General features: G+C 70.0%; 18 protein-coding genes. 8 read left to right on the forward strand and 10 right to left on the reverse strand.

The annotated features are described in order from the left end of the window. Positions 1 to 1,832, forward strand: a 1,832-nt coding sequence (locus ACFQV6_RS24450) for a cellulase family glycosylhydrolase (protein ID WP_378029900.1), incomplete at its 5' end; no start/stop codon positions are given. Here the strand turns inward: ACFQV6_RS24450 and ACFQV6_RS24455 are convergent. From ACFQV6_RS24455 to ACFQV6_RS24470, 4 genes are all read right to left on the reverse strand, one after another. Further along, positions 1,829 to 2,227: a hypothetical protein gene (locus ACFQV6_RS24455; protein ID WP_378029901.1), complete on the reverse strand. Its 399-nt coding sequence runs from the start codon at positions 2,225 to 2,227 to the stop codon at positions 1,829 to 1,831. The genes ACFQV6_RS24450 and ACFQV6_RS24455 overlap by 4 nt on opposite strands. Before the next feature lie 26 nt (positions 2,228 to 2,253). Further along, positions 2,254 to 2,517, reverse strand: a complete 264-nt coding sequence (locus tag ACFQV6_RS24460; protein WP_378029902.1) for a hypothetical protein — start codon at positions 2,515 to 2,517, stop codon at positions 2,254 to 2,256. Positions 2,518 to 2,684: 167 nt separating this feature from the next. After that, on the reverse strand, positions 2,685 to 3,254 hold the full coding sequence (locus ACFQV6_RS24465) for a GNAT family N-acetyltransferase (protein ID WP_378029903.1): 570 nt from the start codon (positions 3,252 to 3,254) through the stop codon (positions 2,685 to 2,687). A 158-nt stretch (positions 3,255 to 3,412) separates the two neighbouring features. Then, positions 3,413 to 6,100, reverse strand: a complete 2,688-nt coding sequence (locus ACFQV6_RS24470) for a hypothetical protein (RefSeq protein WP_378029904.1) — start codon at positions 6,098 to 6,100, stop codon at positions 3,413 to 3,415. A 289-nt stretch (positions 6,101 to 6,389) separates the two neighbouring features. Between ACFQV6_RS24470 and ACFQV6_RS24475 the strand changes: the two genes are divergently transcribed. Continuing rightward, positions 6,390 to 7,550, forward strand: a complete 1,161-nt coding sequence (locus tag ACFQV6_RS24475; protein ID WP_378029905.1) for a hypothetical protein — start codon at positions 6,390 to 6,392, stop codon at positions 7,548 to 7,550. A gap of 188 nt (positions 7,551 to 7,738) precedes the next feature. On the opposite strand, the gene ACFQV6_RS24480 is transcribed toward ACFQV6_RS24475, so the two are convergent. Both ACFQV6_RS24480 and ACFQV6_RS24485 read right to left on the reverse strand, forming a co-directional pair. Then, positions 7,739 to 8,422, reverse strand: a complete 684-nt coding sequence (locus ACFQV6_RS24480) for a response regulator (protein WP_378029906.1) — start codon at positions 8,420 to 8,422, stop codon at positions 7,739 to 7,741. Next, a complete protein-coding gene (locus tag ACFQV6_RS24485; RefSeq protein WP_378029907.1) occupies positions 8,419 to 9,861 on the reverse strand; it encodes a sensor histidine kinase in 1,443 nt (480 codons plus the stop codon). Before ACFQV6_RS24485 ends, ACFQV6_RS24480 begins: the two co-directional genes overlap by 4 nt. Positions 9,862 to 10,029: 168 nt before the next feature. On the opposite strand from ACFQV6_RS24485, the gene ACFQV6_RS24490 reads away from it, so the two are divergent. From ACFQV6_RS24490 to ACFQV6_RS24500, 3 genes are all read left to right on the forward strand, one after another. Further along, complete coding sequence (locus ACFQV6_RS24490; RefSeq protein WP_378029908.1) at positions 10,030 to 10,710, forward strand: ABC transporter ATP-binding protein; 681 nt, start codon at positions 10,030 to 10,032, stop codon at positions 10,708 to 10,710. Then, positions 10,707 to 13,103 carry an FtsX-like permease family protein gene (locus tag ACFQV6_RS24495; RefSeq protein WP_378029909.1) on the forward strand — a complete coding sequence of 799 codons (2,397 nt, stop codon included), beginning with the start codon at positions 10,707 to 10,709 and terminating at the stop codon, positions 13,101 to 13,103. The genes ACFQV6_RS24490 and ACFQV6_RS24495 overlap by 4 nt, the downstream gene beginning before the upstream one ends. 1,214 nt (positions 13,104 to 14,317) lie before the next feature. Beyond that, positions 14,318 to 15,034: a hypothetical protein gene (locus tag ACFQV6_RS24500; protein WP_378029910.1), complete on the forward strand. Its 717-nt coding sequence runs from the start codon at positions 14,318 to 14,320 to the stop codon at positions 15,032 to 15,034. A gap of 244 nt (positions 15,035 to 15,278) precedes the next feature. On the opposite strand, the gene ACFQV6_RS24505 is transcribed toward ACFQV6_RS24500, so the two are convergent. The 4 genes from ACFQV6_RS24505 to ACFQV6_RS24520 form a co-directional block, all read right to left on the reverse strand. Beyond that, entirely contained in the window at positions 15,279 to 15,620 is a 342-nt protein-coding gene (locus tag ACFQV6_RS24505; protein ID WP_378029911.1) for a hypothetical protein, read from the reverse strand. A 120-nt stretch (positions 15,621 to 15,740) separates the two neighbouring features. Continuing rightward, entirely contained in the window at positions 15,741 to 16,025 is a 285-nt protein-coding gene (locus tag ACFQV6_RS24510; RefSeq protein WP_378029912.1) for a hypothetical protein, read from the reverse strand. Then, complete coding sequence (locus tag ACFQV6_RS24515; protein WP_378029913.1) at positions 16,025 to 17,152, reverse strand: WXG100 family type VII secretion target; 1,128 nt, start codon at positions 17,150 to 17,152, stop codon at positions 16,025 to 16,027. Before ACFQV6_RS24515 ends, ACFQV6_RS24510 begins: the two co-directional genes overlap by 1 nt. After that, the gene (locus tag ACFQV6_RS24520; RefSeq protein WP_378029914.1) at positions 17,152 to 17,481 is read right to left on the reverse strand and encodes a type VII secretion target; all 330 of its coding nucleotides are present in this window, start codon (positions 17,479 to 17,481) and stop codon (positions 17,152 to 17,154) included. The genes ACFQV6_RS24515 and ACFQV6_RS24520 overlap by 1 nt, the downstream gene beginning before the upstream one ends. A 369-nt stretch (positions 17,482 to 17,850) precedes the next feature. Here ACFQV6_RS24520 and ACFQV6_RS24525 point away from each other — a divergent pair, with 369 nt between their 5' ends. The 3 genes from ACFQV6_RS24525 (at position 17,851) to ACFQV6_RS24535 (ending at position 24,671) form a co-directional block, all read left to right on the forward strand. Further along, complete coding sequence (locus ACFQV6_RS24525) at positions 17,851 to 23,757, forward strand: polymorphic toxin-type HINT domain-containing protein (protein WP_378029915.1); 5,907 nt, start codon at positions 17,851 to 17,853, stop codon at positions 23,755 to 23,757. Positions 23,758 to 23,829: 72 nt separating this feature from the next. Next, positions 23,830 to 24,282, forward strand: coding sequence for a hypothetical protein (locus ACFQV6_RS24530; protein ID WP_378029916.1), 453 nt, complete (start codon positions 23,830 to 23,832; stop codon positions 24,280 to 24,282). After that, positions 24,279 to 24,671, forward strand: coding sequence for a hypothetical protein (locus ACFQV6_RS24535; protein ID WP_378029917.1), 393 nt, complete (start codon positions 24,279 to 24,281; stop codon positions 24,669 to 24,671). The genes ACFQV6_RS24530 and ACFQV6_RS24535 overlap by 4 nt, the downstream gene beginning before the upstream one ends. Positions 24,672 to 24,684: the final 13 nt, after the last annotated feature.

Genomic DNA, 24,684 nt, shown 5'->3' on the forward strand with positions numbered 1-24,684 from the left:
CCGCGGAGCCCGCGCAAGCCGCGGAGCCCGCGCAAGCCGCGGAGCCCGCGCAAGCCGCGGAGCCCGCGCAAGCCGCGGAGCCCGCGCAAGCCGCGGGGGCTCCGGGTGTGCGGCGTGGGGCGGCGGCGCCGGCTGCGCCTCTGCTGACCGATGGGTACGGGCGGGAGGTCACGCTTCGGGGGTTCAACGTTTCCGGGAGCACGAAGCTGTACGAGAACGGTCTGCTCCCGTTCCGCAGCACCGCTGACGCCGCGAGTTCGGCGAGTGCGATGCGGGAGTTGACCGGGGCGAACGCGGTTCGGTTTCTGATCAGCTGGGAGGGGGTGCAGCCGGCGCCGGACCGGATTGACACGGCTTATCTGGACAGGGTGGCTGCGCAGATCCGCCAGTTCACCGATCGCGGTATTCGGGTGCTGCTCGACTGGCACCAGGACCTCTACTCGTCGTACTTGTTCAACAAGGGGAGTTGGTACACCGGGGACGGGGCGCCGAAGTGGGTGATCGACGCGGGGGACTATCCGGCGGAGTCGTGCGGGATCTGCATCCTGTGGGGGCAGAACATGCTCACCAACAACGCAGTGCGGCAGGCGGCGTACGACTTCTGGCACGACCGGGCGATCCAGGACGCGTATCTGTTCCAGGCTCGTAGCGCGCTCACTCACCTCAGGAGCCGCGTGCCGTACGCGATGATCCTCGGTGTTGATCCTTTCAACGAGCCGTTCGACGGTGGGCTGGACGGGGCTTCCGGCACGACGTGGGAGGCCACCTACCTGGTGCCGTTCTATCAGCGTTTCCGGGCGGTCATGGACGAGTCCGGGTGGGCCGACCGGCCGCTCTACGCCGAGCCGCTCGTCTTCTGGAACACCTCGTTCGGCGAGGCCGGTGGGCTGTCCACGATTCCGCCGCTGGGTTCGCGCTACGTGTTCAACAGCCACTACTACGACGGCTCCAGGATGACGCTCGACCCGAGCGGCGCGGGTGACGGCACCTACGCGGCGGCCATGAACCGCATCCGGGACCGTGCCACCGCGCTCGGCACTGCCGCCTTCGTCTCCGAGTTCGGCAACGCCCTTTCCGGTACGAGCAGCAGCTCGCGCACACCGTGGATGGTCCGCGCCATGTACCAGGGTCTCGACTCCCGGCTGGCCGGCAAGTCGTTCTGGGACAACGCCGCCACCGCCGGGACCGTGCTCTCCGGGACGCAATGGCACTGGGACACCTACAGCGGTAAGCATCGCGAGCTGATGAACGGCAACCCGGACAAGGTGCAGACGACCGGGGACGGCTGGAACGGTGAGGATCACTCGGTCATCGCCGGCGGCGCGCTTCGGCTCGACGCGCGGGTCCTCGACCGGCTCTATCCCACGGCCGTCGCGGGCCGGAGCGTCGCTTTCGGGTACGAGGATCTGGCGCGCGACGGTTATGCCGGAGCCGGCCGCCAGCAGGCGTGGATGACCGTCCCGTCGCGGCTCCCGGCGATCGCTTCCCTGGTCGCCGGCCGCCAGTACGGCGTGCTCGTGTGGCGGGAGCCGGCCGCACCAATCGGCGCACCCACCGAACTGCACCTGCCCGCCTCGTTCCCGTCCGCCCGTACCGTGGTGGTCAGTGACCTCGGTGCGGTGCTGGGAGTCCCCGCGTCCGGCCCGATGGCGGTGGCGGCCGAGACGGGCGCGACCACCGCACGGCGCCTGCTGCTCACCCCGTCCGGCGCGGCCGCGGGAACCGTCCACGTCGCCCTCGTCGTCAACGCCGCGGGCACCCAGGCGATCCCGGCGGCGGCCCTGACCGCCGCCCGCACCGAACTGCTGACCTGGGCCGCGAGCCTCGCCTAGCTGGGGCGGCCGGACCCCTTGTGGACGACCCAGAGGACCCACGTGCCCTTGTCGTCGCCCTTGCGAAGCTCCTTGCAGTACCAGAGCTCCCACTTGCCCTTCTTCTCGCCGGCCTCGCCGTCCGCCTCACAGCCGCTCTGGTACACGTACCAGTCCTCGACCTCGAACTCCGGGCCGGGCGGCCCCGCCGGGGCCACAAAACCACCAGCCGAGGCGGCAAAACCACCAGCCGAGGCGGCAAAACCACCAGCCGAGGCGGCAAAACCGCCGGTCGGGGCGGCAAAACCGCCGGCCGGGGCCACGAAATCGCCGGCTGGAGAGGAGAATGCGGCCGCCGGGGCCGCGGAAACAGCCGTCGCCGCCGAAAGGACAGTCGCTGCCAGGAAATGCGTCATACGCTTCACGAAAACCCCCGGATCAGTCACTTGTAGATGACGTAGAGAACCCAATTACCCCGGCTGCCGCCTTTAGCCACCTTCTTGCAATACCAGTGATCCCAATCGCCATTGTCCTCACCGATGGCGCCGTTGTCCTCGCAGTTTCCGGGAATGTCGTAGAGTGAGTCCATCTCGAACTTCGGCTTCGACTCCGTCGTGCCGGATGCCAAGGCTGCCACGGGCGCTGCCCCCGCGCCGACCGCCACGGCAAGGCCCGCGGTCATCAACAAACGTGTCGTGCGGCTCACGGAAATCTCCTGATCCTCGAATCGGCGCTCGACTGCGCGCACTCATCGTAGGAACCGCCCGGCAGGAGGATAGGCGATACCGAAATATCACTCCCGACGAGAACGCCGGGAATCGGCAGACCATTGCCGGATACTCCGGCCGGGCTCGGAGAGTCCGGGCCCTGACATCAGGATGACCGCGGGGCTTCCTCGTTGAGCAGGGAACCGACCCAGGCGTCGACGAGCGCTCCCCGGTGCAGCAGCCGTCGCCGCAGCGTCCCCTCGACCTGGAACCCGGCCTTCTCCGCGACCCGGCGGGACGGGTGGTTACCCACTTCGGCCCGCCACTCGACCACTTCGAGCCGGAGTTCGTCGAAAGCCCACCGGCACAGCACCTTCGCCGCATCGGTGGCCACACCCCGCCCCCGGGCTTCCGCGGCCATCCAATAGCCGATCTGACCGACACCGATCGGCGTCAGCGCGAGCCCGGCGCGGCCCAGCCGTTCCCCGGTCCCGGCGTCCTCGATCACGAACTCCGCCCGCTCCCGGGTCTCCCAGCCCGCGACGCACATCTGGAGGACGAAGAACTCGGCGTGCTCACGGCGGTACGGCGACGGCAGCCCGAGGAAATGCTGAACCGCCGGCTCCAGCGAGACCCGGTGAACCCAGTCGATGTCGTCCGCCCGGAACGGCCGCAGCACCAGGCGCCCCGCCGGGATCGAAGGTTGCGCCATCTCAGAGCCGTGCCAGGAGGTCATGCCCGGCAGTATGGGATATCGCCCGGCACCCGGGCGACCCTGTGATGGAAAGACCTGACCGCAACCGCCCACTTCAGCCCGGCGGTCGCGCTGCGGCCCGGTGTTGCAGTCGATCGCGCTGACCCCCATGAACTGTGCGAAAAGGCGTACGAAAAAAGCTATTGAATGTGGGTGCCTATCAGTGCGAGATTCTGAATGGCGGCCAGGCCGTAAAGGGCTGTGGTGTTGGTGTCGACCCAGGGCGCTTCGTCGACCGCGTTGAGCACCTCGGGGCCTTCCCGATGGGTCGTCTGCCAGGGTGAGGCATCGGTATAACCATCGGTTGCGGTGAATTCGGTCCAAGCGCGGGCAGCGAGTGTGGTGTCGCCGAGACGGGCGGCGGCATAGGCGGTGAGCCGGGAATGGCCCTGTTTGAGAATGAGGTTGCCGAAGTCGGCGCCGCATTCCGTTGCCTGTTCCGCTTTGGTGGCGTTGAAGAGCCGGCAGTACTGGAGCCAGGCGTTCTCGAATTCCGGCAGGTCCACCAGGGCGATCAGTTCGGCGCAGATCTCCACCTGGCCGAACATCGCGCTCAAATGGGAGACGCTGACCGTTTTCGCGGTGGTGGCGAACTCGCCGGTGTCGATGTCGTAGAGGCCGGCGCCGGTGACGAAACCGTTCGGCATCCGGCCGATCGTGCGCATTGTCGCGAGCAGTTTCTTCTCGGCGACGGCGGCTTTCGGGCCGCGCCGCTCCCATTCGGTGAGCCACGCGGCGGCGAGGCCACTCCAGTCGGTGCCGAGGCCGATCGCGAGGGCGTGCGGGTCCGGCGTGTAGGGCTCGGTGCGGATCTTGCGGAGTGGATCGAGGGCGAGGAAGGTGCGGTCGGAGTCGACGAGTTCGTGCATGAGGTCGCCGGCCCGCTCGTCGGCGGTGAGGAAGTAGAAGACGCGGCGGTAGGCGGCGGTGCTGATCCGTTGCTGCTTGGCGCTGTCGGCCCAGTGCTGGACGCCGTGCCGCGTGCCGAGACCGGCCCATTTGCCCAGGTGGTAGACGTCGACCTCGCCGGTGTGTCGGGTCATCGCCTCGGCGAAGCGGAAGATGTCGGCGCGGCCGGAGCGCAGGTAGGCGAACCACAGCCACAGGTCGGGCGACAGCTCCGAATTGTCCCACGCGTAGCCGCCGACGTCGTAGCGCCAGACGTGCCGATCCACGTCGGGCGTGTGCATCACGTCGCCGTGGTTCCAGAAACCGTACCAATGCCGCTGTTCGACCTGGTCACGGTAGTAGTCGAAGAGGAAGTCGAGCCGGTCCTCGACCTTGGCGCGGGCGGGCGTGGATCGGTCGGCCGGGCTGAACAGCCCGCCGAAGGCCCCGGACGCGGCAAGGTGGGCGGGCGGCGCGATCACCTGGGGTGGATTTTTTACCGTACGGCCCAAAGCTGCCAATTGTTCGGATGAGGGGGTCGCGGCCAGGGCGACGAAGGTGAGCTCGGTGGTGCGGGCGATGCCGTACGGCGTACCGAAGCCGGGTTCGTAGTCCTCGTACGTGATGTTCAGGCCCTCGATCTGCTCCGGATAGGTGTCCTGGCCGAGCCCGTCGTGATAGAAGCGCGTGTCCATCGGCCCGGCCTCCGGCGACCAGAGCCACACGGTGGCCTCCGCCTCGCCGGTGTCGGCGCCCCGGATGTCCAGCTGCGACGGGTACCGCTGCCAGAAATCGCGCATCCCGAAACCGAGCCCGCCGCTGACCCCGCCGACGTATCCGAACCCGCTCGACCGGCGGCCGGCGTCCACGTCGATCCAGCCATGGCCGGCCTTCGTGCGTTTCCTGATCGTGTAGCCCTCGGAGCTGAGCTGGCTGAGCGTGTAGTCACCCCACGTGGGAATGAGCGGAAGCCGGGTGGTGACCCGCTGGTCCCAGGTGGCCGGGTCGGGCAGAGGCCGGCCGGCGACCTGGGCCGACCGCACGGTGGCACCGGGGTCCCGCCGCAGGCCGGTGATGCCGCGCACCGCCTCGCGCAGCACGCCGTCGCCGTCACCGGAGAGGCGGATGTGCCGGTCGTAGTGCTCGTCGCGCATCGGCACCGCGACCCGCACGCCGAGGCCGGCGACGAACTCCTTCTGGCCCTCGCTGTCGAAGAGGAAAGTATGCACCATCCGGACGTGCTCGGCGCCCGCGTAGAAGTAGAAACGCACGGTGAACGGCAGCCACGACCGGCCCCGCCGCCGATGGGTGCCCTCGACACGGACGACCGCCCGGACCGGGCCGCGCTGCTCGACGGTGACCCTGGTGACGGCGCTGGTCAGGCGCTCGCGGGAGGTGCGGCGCTCGTCGTCGCCGTCGTCGGCGGTGGTCTGGCGGAGGCTGATCAGTTCGAGGTTCCGGGCGATCTCGGTGCCGCCGCGGGTGATCGAGCGGATCAGCGCGCTGCCGCGGCTGCCGATCGTGAAGCGGACGGTTCCGGTGTCGGCGGTGACGGTGTCCCGCTGTTCGGTGACGGTGACCGCGGTGGCCGGCTGTGCACCGGCCGCACGGCTCAGCACGTAGGACTCGGCGAGGGGTGCGTCGGCGGCGAGGGCGTGCGCGCTCCATTTGAGCGAGCCGTCCGGCCAGTAGCCGATCGGCCAGGTCTGGATCGGGACCGCAGTGCCGCCGGTGGTGTGCAGGGCGAACGGGGTGCCGGCCGGGAGGGCGCCCTTCGGCCAGGGAACGCCCCACGTGCTGCCCGTTCCGACGGCGGGTGTGCCCTCCAGCCAGTTCAGGGTCACGGTTTCCGGCGCCTCCTGCGGCGCGGCCCCCTTGATCGGGGTGGCCGTCCACGACGGGGCTTCCATCGGGGCGGTCATCAGTGGTGCGGCGGCCATGCCCCGCACAAAGGTACGCCTGGATATCTCGGACATGGTTCTCCCGCCCTCTGCAACGTTTCAGGATTGCGCACCCGTCATCGATGCGATTCGATGGAGTGGCGGCAGCGTCGCACGGTCGTTGTCAGCACGTCAACCACCGGAATTCATAGACAGGAGCCTTTATCGCAGGCGGCTTGACAGGTTCCAAGTGATCGCTAACATCGAGCCGATCCGACGGGCGCCGGGAATCCCCAACCGGGCTCGTCACGCCGCATCTCACATCCCCCGAACAGAGATCGGAGCACCCATGAATCCCCGCAAGCGCCGATGGCGCGCCGGACTGCTCGCCGCCGTCACGATGACGGTCGCCGGCGGCGGTGTCGTCCTCGGCATTGGCCAGGCCTCGGCCGCCGACTGCGGCGCGCTGAGCTACCAGGCGCAGGCAACCCTGAGCGGCAGTACCTGGACCGCTCGCAACAGTGCCGGCAGCAGCGTCTACACCGGCACCGACATGCGCGCGGCCGTGCAGGCCGCCATCGGCAGCCTCTCGTCGGGCCGCACCTCCAAGCAGAACGTGCTGGTGCGCGGCTCCGGCACGGTCAGCGCCGGTTCGCGGATCTCGCTGCCCAGCTACACGCTGATCGACGTCTGCGGCACGATCAACGTGACCGGTAGCGGCACCGGTGACCAGGCGCCGATCTACACGCGCGGCACCACGGACGTCGAGGTCGCCCACCTCAACGTGACGGGCGGCCCGCTCTACGGCATCTTCGCCCGCAGCGTGAACAACCTGACCCTGGGCGCCATCGACATGCGGCTGTCCAAGGGTCTGGGCGTGCGCATCGACAACTACGGCAACACCGCGGTCATGAGCAAGAACATCAAGATCGGCACGGTGTACGTCTCCGGGGCCAGCTCGCACGCGGTCGAGACGTACGGCGTGGACGGCATCACCATCGGAACGGTGACCGCCCGTAGCGTCGGCGAGTCCGGTCTGCTGCTCAACCAGACGATCAACGCCACTGTCGGTACCGTCGACGCGGACAACGCGGGCGCGGGCACCGGGTACGCGGCGTTCCGGATGGCGAACCGCAACGGGCGGATCGGCAGCAGCTACAACACCAACATCCGGGTCGGCACGGTCAAGGCACGCGGTGGTGGCCGTGGCGTCTTCTGCGTCTCGGAGAGCGGTGGTTTCGTCATCGACCGGGTCGACATCGCGAACACCGGCAACAACGCCGTCCTGATCGAGAACTGCTACAACGGCACCATCGCCGGCGTCTCCGGCACCATCAGCGGCGGCGGCGAGGTCCGCATCTCCTCCCGCACCGAATTCTCACCGTCGTCGAACATCACCTTCAAGAACCTGACGGTCAGCAACACGAACATCCGCTGGAGCCCGTGCACCGGCTCCAACAACGTGGTCACCAACGTCACGCGCACGAACTCGACGCTCACCTGGTGCTGATCCCAGTCCGGCGGCCCGGCGGCACTTCTCGCCCGCCGGGCCGTCGGGCGGTCGGGCTTATGCCCCGCAGCCGGCTCCGCGTCGCGGCTTGGGCCCCCCTGACGGCCAGCTGCGTGAGCGGGCTGGTGGTGAGGGGTGGTTTCGCGCGGTTTGGGCACCGCTCACGGCCAGCTGGGTGAGCGGGCTAGTCAGGCGGGCCGCCGGGCGGTCGGGGTGACCAGGCCGGTCTCGTAGGCGACGACCACGGCCTGGACGCGGTCGCGAAGGCCGAGTTTGGTCAGGATGCGGGTCACGTGGGTCTTGACGGTCGCCTCGCTGAGCTGGAGCTCGGCGGCGAGTTCCAGGTTGCTCAGCCCGCCGGCGAGCAGGGTGAGCACCTCGCGCTCCCGGGGTGTCAGGGCGGCCAGGTCGCGGTGCAGCGAAGCCTGTTCCGGGTCGGCCCGGGTGAACCGCTCGACCAGCCGGCGGGTGATCGCCGGGGCCAGCAGAGCGTCACCCTCGCGGACCTGGCGCACCGCGTGGATCAGGTGATCCGGTGTGACGTCCTTGAGCAGGAAGCCGCTGGCACCGGCGGTGAGTGCGGCATACACGTACTGATCGAGGTCGAACGTGGTCAGGATGACCACCCGGACCGGATCGCCGCTGGTGGTGACCGGCGCGTCGGACAGAATGCGGCGGGTGGCCTCCAGCCCGTCCATCTCAGGCATCCGGATGTCCATCAGCACCACGTCGGGACGCAATCGCCGGGTCGCGGCGACCGCCTCCGCACCGTTCGCGGCGTGGCCCACCACCTCGATGCCCTCGGCCGCGAGGATCATCGTGAACCCGGTGCGGACCAGTGCCTGGTCGTCAGCGATCACCACCCGGGTCACGTGCTGCCCCCGTTGACGATGGTTCTCCGGTCGGTCTCGTTCCGGCCAGAGGGGTCGTCGGCTGCCGTCAGGGGAAGTCGCGCGTGCACCTGGAAGCCGCCGCCGACCCGTCGCCCGGATCTCAGGGTGCCGTCGTAGATGCGGAGCCGTTCGGCCAGACCGAGCAGGCCGGTGCCCGCGCTCGGCTCGGCCGGGCGGGCTCCCGGTGGCGGGGCGTCGTTCTCCACCGTGATCACCAGGTCGCGGCCGGTTGGCGTGGGCTCCGCGGCGACGGTGACGGTGGTCCGGGCGCCGGGGGCGTGCCGGAGGGCGTTGGTCAGGGCCTCCTGCACCACACGATAGGCGGCGAGGCCCGACCCGTGCGGCAGGTCGATCGGGATCGCGGAGAGGGTGACCGGCTGACCGGCGCGCCGGACGTTGTCGACGAGCGTCGCGAGCTGGCCGAGGCCGGGCTGCGGGTGCAGAAGGTCTTCGGCGGGTCCGGGCATCTGGCGCGGCCGGTCGTCATGCGGGTCGAGCCACGGGCGCGACGGGTCGTCCTGCGTTGCGGGTCGCGGGTGTGGCGGGTCGTCCTGCGTTGCGGGTCGGGGGTGTGGCGGGGCGTCCTCCGGGCCGGGCGCCAGCACGCCGAGGAGGTGGCGCAGCTCGGCCATCGTTTCGCGGCCGCTGGACTCGACGGCGGAGAGTGCCTCGCGTGCCATGTCCGGCTGGGCGTCGAGGACCTTTCCGGCGGCGCCGGCCTGGATGGTCATCACGCTGACGTGGTGGCTGACCACGTCGTGCAGCTCCCGGGCGATGCGGGCACGCTCCTCCGCCACGGCCAGGCGGGTGGCCGCATGCTGCTCACGCTCGAGAGCCTGTGCCCGCTGCTCCGATGCGAGCGCCCGGCTGCGCGCCGCGCGGATCGCCACGCCCAGCAGGCCGATCGGCACCAGGATGACGAACGCCCCGGACCAGTCGGGCAGGTTCGGCCAGGTATTGGTGTCGTTGGCCGTGATGATGGCGCCGGCGGTGAACAGCGCGCCCATCGACAGCGCGACCGACCGGCCGTGCACGGCGAGCGAGTAGGCGCCGATCAGCAGGGCCGACAGGTTCGCCAGGTTGCCCTCGATGTCGACGAGGAGGAAACCGGCGAACTGGGCCACCCAGCACAGCAGCGGCCACCGCCGCCGGCCCAGCAGAGGCGCGGTGATCAACAGGTTCATCGCGAACAGGGCGGCCTGCGCGGGCTCCTCCTCGGCGGCGAAGTGGGCACCCGCCGGCATGCCCTCCGGCGGCGGCCAGAGGATCATCGAGGGCGGCCCGGGAGCGTCGCCCCGCTCACCCGTCAGCGCCACGGCCGCGAGCGTGAGGAAGAGGACAAGGAGAAGGTCGGCCCACACGGTCGTGCTGCCGGCACGCCACATCGCCGTCAGGCGGGGGATCGGTGACCGGAGCACGGCCCCATTCTGCCGGTCGGCCCGGTTGGGGGCATCAGTCGTTGTGCGTACACAAAAGGATTGATGTCCCGGGTTGAACCGGGACTCAGATGCATCCTTTGGCCGACGACGGCGACCGCACCGCAGCCATAGCGTCCATGGCGACCGGAATCTGCGGAGGGGAACGACATGAGCGACGTGGTGCTGCTGCGGGGTGTCGGAAAGCAGTATGAGCCGGCGGGCCCTCCGGCTCTGGCCGATGTGGACCTGACGGTGGGTGCGGGTGAGGCGGTCGCGGTGATGGGCCCGTCCGGCAGTGGCAAGTCCACACTGCTCAACCTGATCGCCGGGCTCGACCGGCCGACCGGAGGGGAGGTCGGAGTCGCCGGGACGGTGCTGAACAAGCTGTCGGAGAAGGCGCTCGCCCGGTTCCGGCGGGACAACATCGGCATCGTGTTCCAGTTCTTCCACCTCCTCGAGGACCTGACGGCCCGCGACAACGTGCTCGTGCCCGCCCAGTTGGTCGGCAGGTCACGGCAGGAGGCGCGGAAGCGGGCGGACGAGCTGCTCGACAGCCTCGGGCTGGCGGCGCGGGCGAACGCGTACCCGGCTCGCCTGTCGGGCGGCGAGCGGCAGCGGGTGGCGGTCGCCCGTGCGCTGATCAACCAGCCGGCGCTGCTGCTGGCCGACGAGCCGACCGGCGCGGTCGACGCGGCGGCCGGTGCGCAGATCATGCGGATCCTGCAGGATCTCAGCCGCAGCGGCCAGACCATCCTTCTGGTCACCCACGATCCGGACCTCGCGCACCGTTGTGCGACAAGAACAGTCGAGGTACGGGACGGCAGGCTCTCCGAGGCGGTCCCCGCATGAGAGCCGTGCTCAAGGCAGCGTGGGCGGCTGCCCGTCGCCGCCGGGTGCAGAGCCTCGTCGTCTTCGCCGTGGTGCTGCTGGCCAGCGCGACCTCGGTTCTCGCTCTGGGGCTGCTGGTCGCCTCGAGCGCACCCTTCGACCGCACCTTCAAGAACCAGAACGGCGCCCATGCGAGTGCCGCCTTCGACGCCGCCGAGGTGGATGCCGCCGACCTGACGGCCACCGGCTCCCGCCCGGGTGTCACGGGGAGCGCGGGACCGTACGAAATGATCGACGGACAGCTCGCCAAGGGTGGGCCGCGCCGCCCGCCGGGACCGATCGTGGGTCGCGCGGACGCCTCGACGGCCGTTGACCGGCTGGAGATCTCGGACGGGAAGTGGCTGACCGGAACCGGTCAGATTGTGCTCTCCCGGACCACCGCGGGGCTCACTCAGAACGCCTGGAAGGTCGGCGATCAGGTGAGCGTGATCGGCGCCGGCGCGCAGACCCTGACGGTCGTCGGGATCGCCTCGTCGGCGACCGGATCGGCCTCCGCCTGGGTCTGGCCGGACCAGACCGACGTCCTGCATGCGAGCGGGTTCACCACAGGGCTGCAGATGCTCTACCGGTTCGCCGACGCGGGTACGGACGCCGCGGTGGGTGCGTCGCTGGACAACGCCACTGCCGGGCTGCCTCCGGGCGCGCTCACCGGTTCTACCACCTACCTGGCGATCAAGCTGGAGGCGGAAGGGCTGATCAAGGTGATGGTGCCGTTCGTGGTGGCGTTCGCGGTTCTCGGCCTGGTGATGTCCGTGCTCATCGTGGTCAATGTGGTCGCCGGGGCGGTGGTGGCCGGGTTCCGCACCATCGGCGTGCAGAAGGCTCTCGGCTTCACCCCGGGCCAGGTGATCAGCGCGTATGCCGGTCAGGTCCTGCTCGTCGGCCTGCCCGCGTGCCTGCTCGGCGTGGTGGCCGGCCGGCTCGTGGCGATGCCGCTGCTGGCACAGACCGAGTCGGCGTATGCGACGAACGGCAAACCCTCCGTGCCGCCCTGGGTCGACCTGGCGGTGCTGGCCGGCGCCGTTGTCCTGCTCACCCTGGCCGCTGCCGGTCCGGCCCTGCGCGCCGGGCGGCTCTCCGCGGCCCAGGCGATCGCCGTCGGCCGGGCCCCGCGCAGCGGCCGCGGCTTCCTCATTCGCCGGGCACTCGCCGCCACAGCGCTGCCCCGGCCGGTCAGCTTCGGCCTGGCGACCCCGTTCACCCGCCCGGCCCGTGCGGCCGTCACCGTCGTCGCGGTGCTGCTCGGTGTCGCGACCGTCGTGTTCGCCACCGGCCTGTCGGTGTCGCTGACCCGGATCGCCGACGCCGGCAACCGGACCGCAGCGGTACCCGTGCGGGTCAGCGCCGGCGGGCCGATGACCGGTGGCGTCGGCCCGGCCGGTCAGCAGGCAGGACCGCCACCGAACGCGCAGGCAGCCCCGGGCACAGCCGATCCGGCGGCGGTCCGGAAGATCATCGAGGCGCAGCCGGGCACCGCTCACGTCGCCGCGGAGACCTCGATGGACGTCAGCGTCGCCGGGTCCACGGAGCCGGTCGAGGTCCGCGCCTACGACGGGGTCGCCGACTGGACCGGTTATCCGATGCTCTCCGGCCGCTGGTACCAGAACGCCGGCGAGGCGGTGGCGGGCGCGCGGATGCTCAAACAGACCGGTACGCAGGTCGGCGACACCGTGACGATCAGCACCGAGGAGGGCCGGCAGAGCGTGCGGATCGTGGGGGAGGCGTTCAGCAACGGCTCCGACGCCGTGATGCTGGTGGACTTCGGGGCGCTGAAGAACCTGGCCGGCGAGGTGAAGGCGCGCAACTTCGAGATCGGGTTGAGCGAGGGCACGGACCCGTACGCGTATGTCGACGGGCTGACCTCGGCGCTGGGTGGAGCCGGCCTGGCCGCGGCGGCGTCGGTCAGCGCGGACACCCAGGAGAACGAGCTGATCACCGTGATGATGGGGATGATCGCGAGTCTGACGTTGCTGCTCACGGGGGTCGCGGGGCTCGGGGTGCTGAACACGGTGGTGCTGAACACCCGGGAGCGGACGCACGAGATCGGCGTGCTGAAGGCGGTCGGGATGACACCGGGGCAGGTACGGCTCATGGTCATCAGCTCGATGGTGGTGATCGGGGTGGTCGGGGGTGCGCTGGCCGTTCCGCTGGGGTGGGTTCTGCATCAGTGGGCTGTGCCGGTGATGGCCGGGGCTGCGGGTCTCACGCTGCCGGAGGGGATTCTGGCGGTGTTCAGTCCGGTGCGGCTGATGGGGCTGGGGACTGCGGGGGTGGTGCTGGCGGTGGCCGGTGCGCTGGTGCCGGCGGGGTGGGCGGCTCGGACTCGGGCGGCGGCTGCGCTTCGCGCGGAGTGAGCGGCTGAGGCGGCGGCTTGTGGCACCTCGGGGCGGTGGGTGGCTGGGGGATGGGAGTGCGGAAACCGGAGGTGGTCATGACCGCACCGGGTTTCCGTGCAGCGATGTCGTCGACTACTGGCCGTGATGGGGTCGGTGGGGGTTGGGGAGTTGCGGTTCGTGTCGGGGGTGTGGGTGGTCGGGATCCGCCCGCTTTGGGAAGTTGGTGCTGCGTATGGGGGTGGCCCGCGGGTTCCAGATGCTTGGCGGGAGGTGCCCTGAGCGTGACCGATGTGACTGCTTTCGATACAGTCGGTCCTCGCATTCACGGGGGAGGACCGAACATGACTGGCAGCGGGGAGGAGCCGGGCGTCAATCCGGCGGCTTCTGGCGTACCCGATGGGGTTGATCCGCCGGGCGCGACGCCCGCGGGACAGCCGAGCTCGACGGCGGGTTCCGCCGGTGATGGTCCTCCGGTTGAGCCGATCACTGACGTTCTGGCTGGTGGAGCTGTTGCGAACGACCCGCCGGCCGGTTGGCCGGCTCCGGACTCCCGGCCGCCTGCTGACCCCTGGCCCGCGCCCGGAGTGACGCCGGGAGCGGGTGGCCCGGGGCCGGATGCATCGAGGGCTGGGGCTGGGAGTACGGCGCAGTTCGGGGCTCCCGTGTCTGAGCCGACGGCGCAGATGGGGCAGCCGGGTTCGGAGTGGGCGCGGCCGGATGACGAGGGTGTGGTGCCGGGGTTCCCGCCGTCGGCTCCGGGATCCGGGGCCGGGGCGGCGCCGCCGTTTCCGCCGTCGCCTCCGGTGTTCACCGGGGGACAGCCTGGGGCCGCGGGTGCACCGCCGTTTCCGCCGCCGTTCCCTTCCGCGGGGCCCGGGGTGAGTGGGCCTCCGCCGTTCCCGGCTCCCTACGGGCCGCCGACCGGTGGTCAGTCGCCCTACGGCCAGGGGCAGCCGCCATACCCGGGCGCCCCCGGACAGCCTTCGTACCCGGGTGCTGCCGGGCAGCCGGCTTATCCGGGTGCACCTGGTCAGCCGCAGTACCCGGGTGCTTCCGGACAGCCGCCATACCCGGGCGCTTCCGGACAGCCGCCATACCCGGGTGCTCCTGGGCAGCCTCCGTACCCGGGTTCGCCTGGTCCGTACGGTGCTGGGCAGCCACCGTACGGGACCCCGCCGTTCGGGCCTCAGTTCGGTCAGCCGCAGCAGCCGAAGCGACGGGGCCGTGGTGGGGTGATCGCTGCGGTGGTGGTCGGTGTGCTGGTGCTGATCGCGGGGATCGGCACGGCGGGCAGCATCTATGCGCTGCGCTCGTCCGATGACACCGCGACGTCGTCGACCAAGGCGCCGACCGCGCCCGCGACCGAGGGGTCGGAGACTGGCCAGGAGCCCGGGCTGGGCAGCGAGCCGGAATCGGAGCAGGAGGATCCGGTGCAGGAGGGGCCGGAGGCCAGCGAATACCCGGCGGAGAAGGTCTACGACTTCAACCGGATGTGCGACGAGAACGTCTACTACCCGGAGCAGCCGAAACGCGCCGGCAAGGCGCCGCACCCGGTGGTGCTGCTCGTCAACGACGGTGACGGGATCCGCAGCAGCAACGGTACCTACTACTTCTCGCAGGGCCTCTCCGACCCGGTCAAGAACACCTGGGCACCGGAGTCACCGGCGAAGGTGCAGATGATCGCCTGCCTGGACCGCGAGAAGGTCGGCACCAAGATCCGCAGTTGCAAGTACGACGACCCGAAGGACCTGACCGTCACCCTGATGAAGGCGAGCTGGCGGCTGCGGGTCTACGAGGCGGCGACCGGCAAGAAGCTGCTCGACAAGGCGATGACCGGCGACGACAAGGCCTGCCCGTACTTCGTGCTGGTCGGGCCGGACAAGAAGATCTACGCCCAGGTGAGCGACCGGGCGGCGGTCAACGCCCTCAAGAACCTGGTCAAGAAGTAGGCATCCCGTTTCACCGGCCCCGTCGCAGTCGCGGCGGGGCCGGTGTCGTTGTCCACGAGGGCGGCGGGGGCGGCGGTGCGCCTGATGCGGCTGGTGCGTTGACCGCGAACGTTCACCGGGTCTGCGACGCGCCGGGCGACGTCCGCGGCCGCCGCCGAAGACGTTCTGCTGCAGGTTGTGGTTACCGACTTGACCGCCGCGCGTGCCGCGGCTGTCCACGGTGCGGGGTGGGTGGTCTCCGGGGTCAGGAGAAGGTGTTGTGCTGCGTGTTGTGGTCACCGACCTGCACGCCCTTCGAGTCGCGCACGTCGACGGTGTACCTGGCGGCCGGTTTGACCGCTGCCAGCACCCGCTGCGCCGCGGCGATGACCTGCTCGTCGCGGTCGGCGCCGGCCTCGGCGACGTCCGCGCCGAGGCGGGTCTGCCACACGCCCGGGTCGGTCTCCACCGCTTCCAGGGCCTGGTGCGCCCGAGGGCGGCCGGGCAGGCGTTCGCGCAGGGCGTTCCGTAGTTCGAGCTGAGCGTTCTCGGCGGCTGCGGTGTTGCCGACCGCCAGAGCCTTGACGATGATCTCCAGGTTCGTCACATGATCACCTTCCGTAGCCGGCAACCGATTCTGGCACGAGGAATCGATCACGCCCGCTCCGACACGGTCGATCGGGCGGCGGCCAGCTGCCGGCCGAGGGGCACCGGGGTGCGACGGAAACTATTGGACGAGGCGGTAGTTGGGGATCTTCGGCTCCCGATCGGCGCGGGGCCGGCGAATGTCCTGGATGACGGCGCCGTCCGGGATGGCTGTGCGGGACACTCCGATGCCGTGCAGGCAGTGGTCGCACCAGAAGTGGGCGTACCCGATCAGCCGCTCCAGGTCACCGGTGAAGACCAGGCGCAGGCGGTGGTTGCCGCACCGTGGGCACGGCTGGTCGAGAGGGCCGGGCACCGCGTCGTAGGCGGCACTGTACGAGTCGAGCCACTGATCGTAAGTCGCCATCATCGTGTTCTCGGTTCGGGGCGGATCGGTTGATTGTTCCACCATTGCTCCTCGTGGGCGTAGGCCCGGTCCTCGAAGGCGTCGAAGTCTGCCGCGTCCTCGGGGAACGGCCTGCCGGCCGCGAGCTCGTCGTGGTGGAACCGTTCGTGGGCGAGGGTCCGGGCCAGGTTCTCCTCGCTGCGGAAGGCGGTCGGGAACAGCACGACGGAGCCGTCCGGCAGTGTTCGGCCACAGATGCCGCGCACGGTTTTGCTGCCCAGGGAGATGTTCAGGCCGGCGACGTCGATGCCGTACTTCGTGGCGACCTCGCGTACCGAGTCGAGGGTGAACAGTTTGACCGGCCCGGTGCCGCGTTTCTGCACCCGGTTGAGGGACGGCTCCGGAGCGCGGCTGAGACGCGTGAGGATCCTCCTGATCCGGTCGATGAGGTCGCTGACGTGCCCGGCGAGCGGCACCAGATTCCGCAGGCTCGACAGGAGGCTCCGCAGCCAGCCGGTGATTCTCGCGGTCCAGGTGCTGATCAGGGCGGCGACCTGCCCGAGTACGAGAGGCGTCGCCGCGCCGAGCGAGGCGACCGTTTCGGCGGCGTAGATGATCAGCCGGGACACCACTGTCGCGACGGCGTCGCGTACCAGGAGCCGGACGGCCGCAATGAGGAACCCGGCGCCCTCGGTGATCGCGGCCATCGTCTCCGACGCTCGGGCCAGCGCGCCGAGGGCCTGTTGCTGCTGTCCCGTCCATAGGCAGTATCGGTCACCGGCGGCGCCGCTCCACTCGGACAGATCCGCTCGCACGGAGCGTCCGATCTCGTCGGACTGCCGGTCGAGTTCACCGGCGACGTCGCGCCAGGCGCGTGCGTTCGCCGCGATGGTCACCGGGTCACCGGTGAGCCACTCCAGCGCCTCGCTGAGCGGCTTGACGTGCTCGATCAGCCAGGCTGCGCCGCACTGCAGCAGCGCGCCGGCCGGGTCGATGACCATCGCGAGCGCGTCCAGTCCGGCTCCCACCACGCCGAGCGATCCGTCGACCCAGCAGCCGTTCTCCACACCGCGGCGGATCGACTCCAGATCCTCGGCCAGCCAGACCCCCGCCCACTGATCGGGTGCGGGGGCGAGGAGGTCGCCCATCAGCCGCCGCCGTCCTGCCGGAGGCTGAACGCGGCGGCCTCGTCGGTGGACGCGTAAAGGCTCGCTGCCTCGCGCAGGGTCTCGGCGGCGTCGCGGATCGATTGCTTCGCCGTGGCGATCGTGTCGGTCAGTGGTGTCTGCAACTCGGCGAGCAGGACCGGGACCACCGCACAGAGGCGGCCGTAGGCGCCGGACTGCGGAATTCCGGCTGCTGATCGAGCGGCGCCGACCTCATCAGCGATGGCGTCGAGGCGGTCGGCATGCCGGTGCACGTTCTCAGGCGACACGTTCATGAAGGGGTGTACGCCGCCGCCGCTGAGCCGGCTCACCTCAGCGCGCCTCCGATTTGGGAGCGCTTCCATGGATCAAAGTCAATCAACTCTTCGGGGGATGCGTTGACGACGATCTATGGGACAGGGTGCTTCACGGACTGCAACGCAACACCTACACGGGGGAGTGTCTCGGTGCGCGTGTCTAGTCGGTTCAGGCTGCTCTGCCATGTCCTGGTAGCGCTGATCCTGGCCTCCTATCTGGTAACCCAACCTCTGTCACCCGCCCTGGCCGCGCCCGTCGCGGTGCCGGGGGCGGGACCTGTCAACAGCCCCTTGCCGCAGGCGGCGACGCCGAATCATGGCTTGGGCGAGGGCGAGAGTGCTCCGCCCGTACCCCCGCCTCTGGAAGCTGATGGTGCTGCCAGGGTGCCCAGCGCCGCGGAGAAGGCGCAGCGGAAGGCCAAGGCGACAGCCGCGGCGCGTGCGGTGTCGGCGCGGCGGGCCGCGCTGCCGGGGCGGCCGATTGCGCGGCCCGGGTTCCTGCTGGGGGACACGTCGCTGGTCGTTTATTGGGATGCCGAGGTCAACGAGGGTGACCCGAATTCGTGGGGACGGTGGTTCGCGACTGTCACCGACACGGAGTCGGGGGCGGAGCAGCGGTCGGCCGAGTTGGCGCAGAAGGATCTGAGCAGGTGTTACAGCCCGGCGCTGTTGTGCCGCAGTTTCGGTGCGGCTGACGGGTGGGTGCTCGATCCGGCGCGGAGTTACACCGTGACGGTGACCGAGGTCACTGTGGACGGTACCGAGCTGACCAGTGCGGCGTCGGCGCCGGCGAAGTCGCGCACGACCGAGGATGTGCCGGCTGTGCCCGCGGGGCAGGCGGCGGGGTGCGGTTGTGCGACGGTGCTGGGGCAGGCTGTGGTGGCGCAGGCGATGCGCGGGGCCACGGTGAACACGGCTACCGGCGCCTATCTGCGGGTGGAGAAGGATTTCGCGATGCCGTCCTACGGCATCCCGTTCAACCACGCGCGCTACTACTCCTCGGGCAACACCGCGACCGGCATGTTCGGTGCGGGGTGGAGTTCGTCCTATGACATCCGGGTGGCGGCCGCGGACAACGGCGCGGTGCGGGTGCGTGCGGAGGACGGCTCGGAGGCGGTTTACACCGCGAACCAGGACGGGACATTCGAAAGACCTGCTGGGGTACGGGCGAAGCTGTCCAAACTCGACGCCGGGTGGCAGCTGGTCCCGCCGGACCAGCGGGTGCTCCGGTTCAACGCCGCCGGGCAGCTCCAGTCGATCAAGAATGCTCGCGGGTTCGGGGTGACCCTGGCGTACACCTCGGGTGGTCTGCTCAGCACGGTGACCGACGCCGGTGGCCGGGTGGCCCGGTTCGAGAGCCGCGCCGACCTGCGCCTGGTCACGAAGATCACGCTGCCGGACGGCCGGTCGACACAGTTCGACTACCAGGACGGGCGCCTGCTCAAGACGCAGGATCCGCGCAACTACGTGACCAGTTACGGCTACGACGCGGCCGGGCGGATGGCCGAGATCACCGACGCGCGCGGGGCGAAGCTGATCCGCAACGCCTACGACGCCTCGGGACGGGTCGCCGAGCAGCTCGATCCGGAGGGCGGGAAGACCACCTTCGCCTGGTACGCCGCCGAGCAGAAGGCGGTGACCACCGACCCGGACGGCGTGGTGGTGACCGACGGCTACAAGAACAACGTCCTGCTCTACAGCCAGAACGGTGGCAACGACACCGTCAACCACCGCTACACCGGGCGGCTCAACAAGAGCCTCGTCGTCGACCCGAAGGGCAACCAGGAGGAGACCCGGTTCGACGAGAACGGCAGCCCGGTCGCGCGGACCGCGCCGGAGCCCTTCTCGTTCACCGAGACGAGCACGTTCGACGGCCGCACCAACCTGACCGAGTTCAAGGACGGGCGCGGCAAGACCTGGAAGTACGAGTACAACCAGTACAACGAGATGGTCGCCCAGCTCGACCCGGAGCAGAACACCGGCTACCGGTACACCTACGACGCCAAGGGCCAGCTGGCGACGCGCACCGACCCGCGCGGCAAGGCCACCACCTACGAGTACGACGCGCACGGCAACCGCACCGCGGAGATCTCGCCGACCGGGCGGCGCACCGAGATGACCTACGACGGCACCGGCCGCCTCGCCTCCGTGGTCGACCCGCGCGGCACGGTCGCCGGGGCGAACCGGGACGCCTACCGCACCCGGTACGTCTACGACGCCCAGGGCAAGGTGACCGAGGTCTGGCAGCCGGGCAAGTCGCAGCCGGCCCGCACCACGTACGACGAGCTCGGCAACGTGGTCGTCACCACCGACCCGCTGAGCAACTCGGCCCGCTACACGTACGACCGGGCGAGCCGCCTGATCGAGGCGAAGGACCCGATCGGGAACGTCAACACCACCCGGTACACGCCGGGCGGCCGGCGGGCGTCGGTGAGCGACGGCGAGAACAACACCACCAGCTGGACGTACGACCGGAACGGCCGGGTGGCGACCGAGACGTCACCGCGGGGCAACGCCGCACCGGCGCAGAAGGACCTGTTCACCGCGGTCTACCACTACGACTACAACGGCAACCTGATCCGCGCGGACCGGCCGTACGGCTCCGGCGGGCAGCGCGTCGAGGTGGACACCGCCTTCGACCCGCTGGACCGGCCGACCGAGCAGCGTGACCAGTTCAAGCAGGGCACCTCGGTCGACTACGACAACAACGGCAACGTCGTCGAGATGACCAACGAGCGCGGGGAGACGCTCACCAACTCCTACGACGACGCGAACCGCCGTACCGGCAGCGAGGGGCCGGGAGCGGGCGCGGCGGGCATCGAGTACGACGACGCGGGCAACCCGACCCGGCAGACCACACCGACCGGCGGCGTGATCACCACCTCGTACGACGACGACGGCCGGGTCGTGGCGATCACCGAGCCGCGGGGCAACGCCGCCGGCGCCGACCCGGGCGACTACACCACCCGGTACGCCTACGACCTGGCCGGCAACCCGGCCTCGGTGACCGACGCGCTGGGCAACGTCTCGCGGGCCACCTACGACGCGAACAACCGGGCCACCGCGCAGACCGACGCGAACGGCAACACCACCCGGTTCGGTTACGACGCCGCCGACCGGCTGGCGAGTGTGACCGGGCCGGACGCTACCGGCGGGCAGTCGCTCGTCTACGGCTACAACGCCGCCGGCCAGGTCATCAAGCGGACCGACCCGCTCGGCCGGGTGTCGTCCACCGAGTACGACCGGGCCGGCCGTGCCACGGTCACCACCGACCCGCTCGGCCGCCGCCGTGAGTACGCCTACGACGCCGACTCCAACCTCGTCGAGGAGGTCACCGCCCGCATCGTCGAGGAGGGCCGGCCGGACCCGAACCGGCCGTCCCGGACGATCTTCTTCGCCTACGACAACCTGGGCCGGCTGATCAGCAAGCAGCTCGGCAGCGGCGGGGTGACCTACTCGTTCGGCTACGACGCCAAGAACCGCCTGGTCAGCGCCGCCGACCCGGGTGGCGTGCAGTCGTACACCTACGACACGACCGACCGGCTCACCGAGGTCACCCGCGGTGGTGAGACCTTCGGATACGAGTACGACAGCACCGACCGGATCACCCAGCGGCAGTATCCGGACGGCACCACGATCAACGCCGGGTACGACGAGGGTGACCGGATCCGCACCCTCACCGCCTCGCGGGGCGGGACGAGCGCCGAGTACCGGTTCGCCTACGACGTCGGCGACAACCTGACCGGCATCACCTACCCGGCGTCGACCGGCATCACCGAGACCCGCAAGTACGACCGGGCCGGGCGGATGACGGGCATCGCCGCGGCCAAGGGCGACACCACGCTCACCGGCTTCGACCTGACGCTGGACAAGGCCGGCAACCCGAGCCGGATCGTGGAGACCACCGGGGAACCGGGGCAGCCGGCGGTCACCGAGGCGACGGCGTTCAAGTACGACCCGGCGAACCGGCTGACGGCGGAGTGCTTCGGCGCGCAGAGCTGCGACGGTGCGTCGGCGGAACGGACCGACTACACCTATGACCTGGTCGGCAACCGGACGAGGATGACCCGGGTCGCGCCGGGGGAGAACACCACCACGAGTTACACGTACGACGGCGCGGACCAGCTGACCCGGGAGAGCGTCACCGGGACGCGGGCCAGCACGCGGGCGTTCGCGTACGACCTGGAGGGCAACCAGACCGAGGCCGGGTCGGACCGGTTCACCTACGCCCTCGACCACACCATGACCTCGTCCACGGTGGACGGGCGGGCGACGGCCTACACGTACGACGCGACGGGCAACCGGATCGCCGCGAGCAGCAACGGCGCCACCCAGACGTGGAGCTGGGACGTCAACGGCGCCCGGCCGCTGCTCGCCCAGGAACGGCAGAGCAACGGCGTCTCCCGCGACTACCTCTACGACCCGTCCGGACAGCCGCTGGCCCTGCTCGTACCGTCCGGCGACACCCTGTCCGCCCACTCCTACCTGCGGGACTTCCTCGGCGGTGTGGCCGCCGTGGTGTCGCCGTCCGGTGCTCCCGAGTGGAGTTACGACTACGACGCGTTCGGGGTGAGCCGCGGCATCACCCAGGGCGCCGCCGGGGCGCCGGCCAACCCGATGCAGTACGCCGGTACCTATCAGGACGTCAGCCAGGGCGACCGGTACGCGATGGGCGCCCGCAGTTACGACCCGGGGACGGGACGGTTCGCCTCGGCGGATCCGGTCACCCAGCCCGTCACCGATCAGGCGGTGTCGACCTACTCGTACACCAACGCCCGCCCGACCGTGCTCACCGACCCGAGCGGTGAGGACCCGGACGGCAACGGCATGGGTGACTCGTACGTCGCCTACTACCAGGCGATGGCCTGCCAGAACAACCCGTCCGCCTGCTCGGCCACCACCGACGCGAACACGCCGGCCGGTGGTGAGGGTGAGCAGGAGACCGACAACCCGGACTGGCTGAACTCGAAGAAGATCGTCGACGAGGCCGAGGGCTTCGTGAAGCAGATCGGCGACGAGATCGTCAATCTGATCCTCGATCTGGTCGGCTTCAACGACGCGAAGGCCTGCATCACCGAGGGCGACATCGTGGCCTGCGTCTCCACGGCGCTGCAGGCGGTGCCGTGGGGCAAGATGTTCAAGGCCGCCAAGGTCGCGATCAAGGCGATCGGTGTTGGCCGGCGGCTCATCGACGCCTACAGCCGCCTCAAATCGGCGAAGAACGCGCTGTCCAGCATCCCGCGCTACATCAAGAAGGTCACGCAGACCGCTGACGAGGCCGCGGACAGCAAGAAGTACGCGGACGAGGCGGCGAAGGCGGCCAGGAGCGCCAAGGACGCCGGCGGCAAGGCGAAAGCCACCTCGCAGAAGGCGGCCGACGGCGCCAAGAAGGCGAAACAGAAAGAAACGTCGACCGGCGAGAGCTGCAAGATCGCCGAGGGCGGCAAGAACCGGCTCAAGTCCAACTCGTTCGCGGCGGGTACGCCGGTGCTGCTCGCCGACGGCAGCACCGCGCCGATCGAGCAGCTCCAGCCCGGTGACACCGTGCAGGCGACCGACCCGGTGACCGGGGAGTCCGCACCGCAGCAGGTGACCGCCACCGTGGAGGGCACCGGCGACAAGGAACTGATCGACCTCACCCTGGTCGGCGCCGGTTCCGGTGGTGGCGGACCGCCTGCGGTCGTGACCGCCACCGCGGGACACAAGTTCTACAGCACCGAGCGCGGCTGGATACCGGCGGCGGAGCTGCGGGACAAGGAGACGCTGCGGGACGCCTCCGGCGCCGAGGTCACGGTGGCCGGGCGGGACGAACGCTCCGCCACCACCACCGTCTACAACCTCACCGTCAGCGACACCCACACCTATTACGTGCAGGCCGGCGACGAGTCGGTGCTGGTGCACAACTGCGGTGAGGGCGGGACCGGCCTCAAGTACGTCACCTACACGAAGGTCCACCCCGTCACCGGAAAGATCTACTCCGGGCGGACGCGGGGTTACGGCGACCCCAACGACATCGTCGCCGCGCGCGAGGCGGGCCACCACATGAACGACGAGGGATTCGGTCCCGCGGTGCTCGACAAGTGGATGGAGGCGACCCTGCCGGTCGCCGACCGGCACAGCGACCTCGCCTATCAGGCCATGCGAGGACGGGAGCAGAATCTCATCGACCACTTCGGCGGCGCCCGCTCGATGGGCGGGACGTCGGGCAACTCCATCAACGGCATCGCCGAGGACAACAAATTGCGGCACGTCTATATGAATGCGGCCAGGCGGGTCTACGGGCTGCTGTAGGATTTCGCGGGGCTCAGCCGGTCACCCGGTTGAGCCCCGCATTTCTGGCGGAACGGGAGTGGGGTCGGGATCGTGGCGGTCAAGTTCGTACCGGGTGCGGTGTTCAAGGTGCCCGCGGGCGACGGGGACTTCGCCTACGGCGTGATGCTCTCCGACTTCCCCTACGTCGCCTTCTACTCCAAGGACACGTCGTTCGGAGACGACGGGGTGCCGAGTGAGCAGCCGATGTTCGTCCTGGTCGTCGCCAAGGCCGCCTATGCGAAGGGCGGCTGGGGTGAGCCGCTCCGCGTTCTGCCGGCCGGCGCGGTGCACCCGATTCCGCGGTTCTTCTGGCAGAGCCCGGTCAACCGGAACGATTGCAAGATCGTCGAGCCGATCAAGCATCGGGTCACCGCCTCGCCCGGCGATTGTGTCGGCCTGGAGTCCGAAGCGGTCTGGGCCGATGTGCACATCGCGTCGCGCATTTCCGACACCTATGCGGGCCGGCCGAACCTCTTCGCCGAATCGCTCAAGGTGAAGGTGTGACGGCGGTACCGCGGCGGATCCCGATCGCCCGCGAGCCCGGCGATCACACCGGCTTCACCGGCGTCCACGACGAGGGCCTCTTCCTCGGATCGATCGTGCTGAAGGACCACTGGCTGGCGGTCCTGCACCTCTTCGGCCACGACGGTGAGCACCGCTCGTCGGAGATCCGGGACGCCGGGCCCGCCGCTGGTGCCGACCGGGCGCGCGCTCATCTCGAAGGCCTCGTCACCGCCCTTCCCGGCGCGCAGTTCGGCGACATCGCGATCCGGCCGTTCCGTCTCGAGCGCGACGGTGTGCTCTTCGGACTGATCGCCGAGGACGACTACGCCGATCTGCTTCCCAACGGCCTGCGCTTCGGCCCGCCGTGGGACGGAGAGTTCGAGACCTGACAGCGGGCCTGCA

It is taken from the genome of Actinoplanes sp. GCM10030250 (assembly GCF_042666575.1).
Classification (GTDB): Bacteria; Actinomycetota; Actinomycetes; order Mycobacteriales; family Micromonosporaceae; genus Actinoplanes.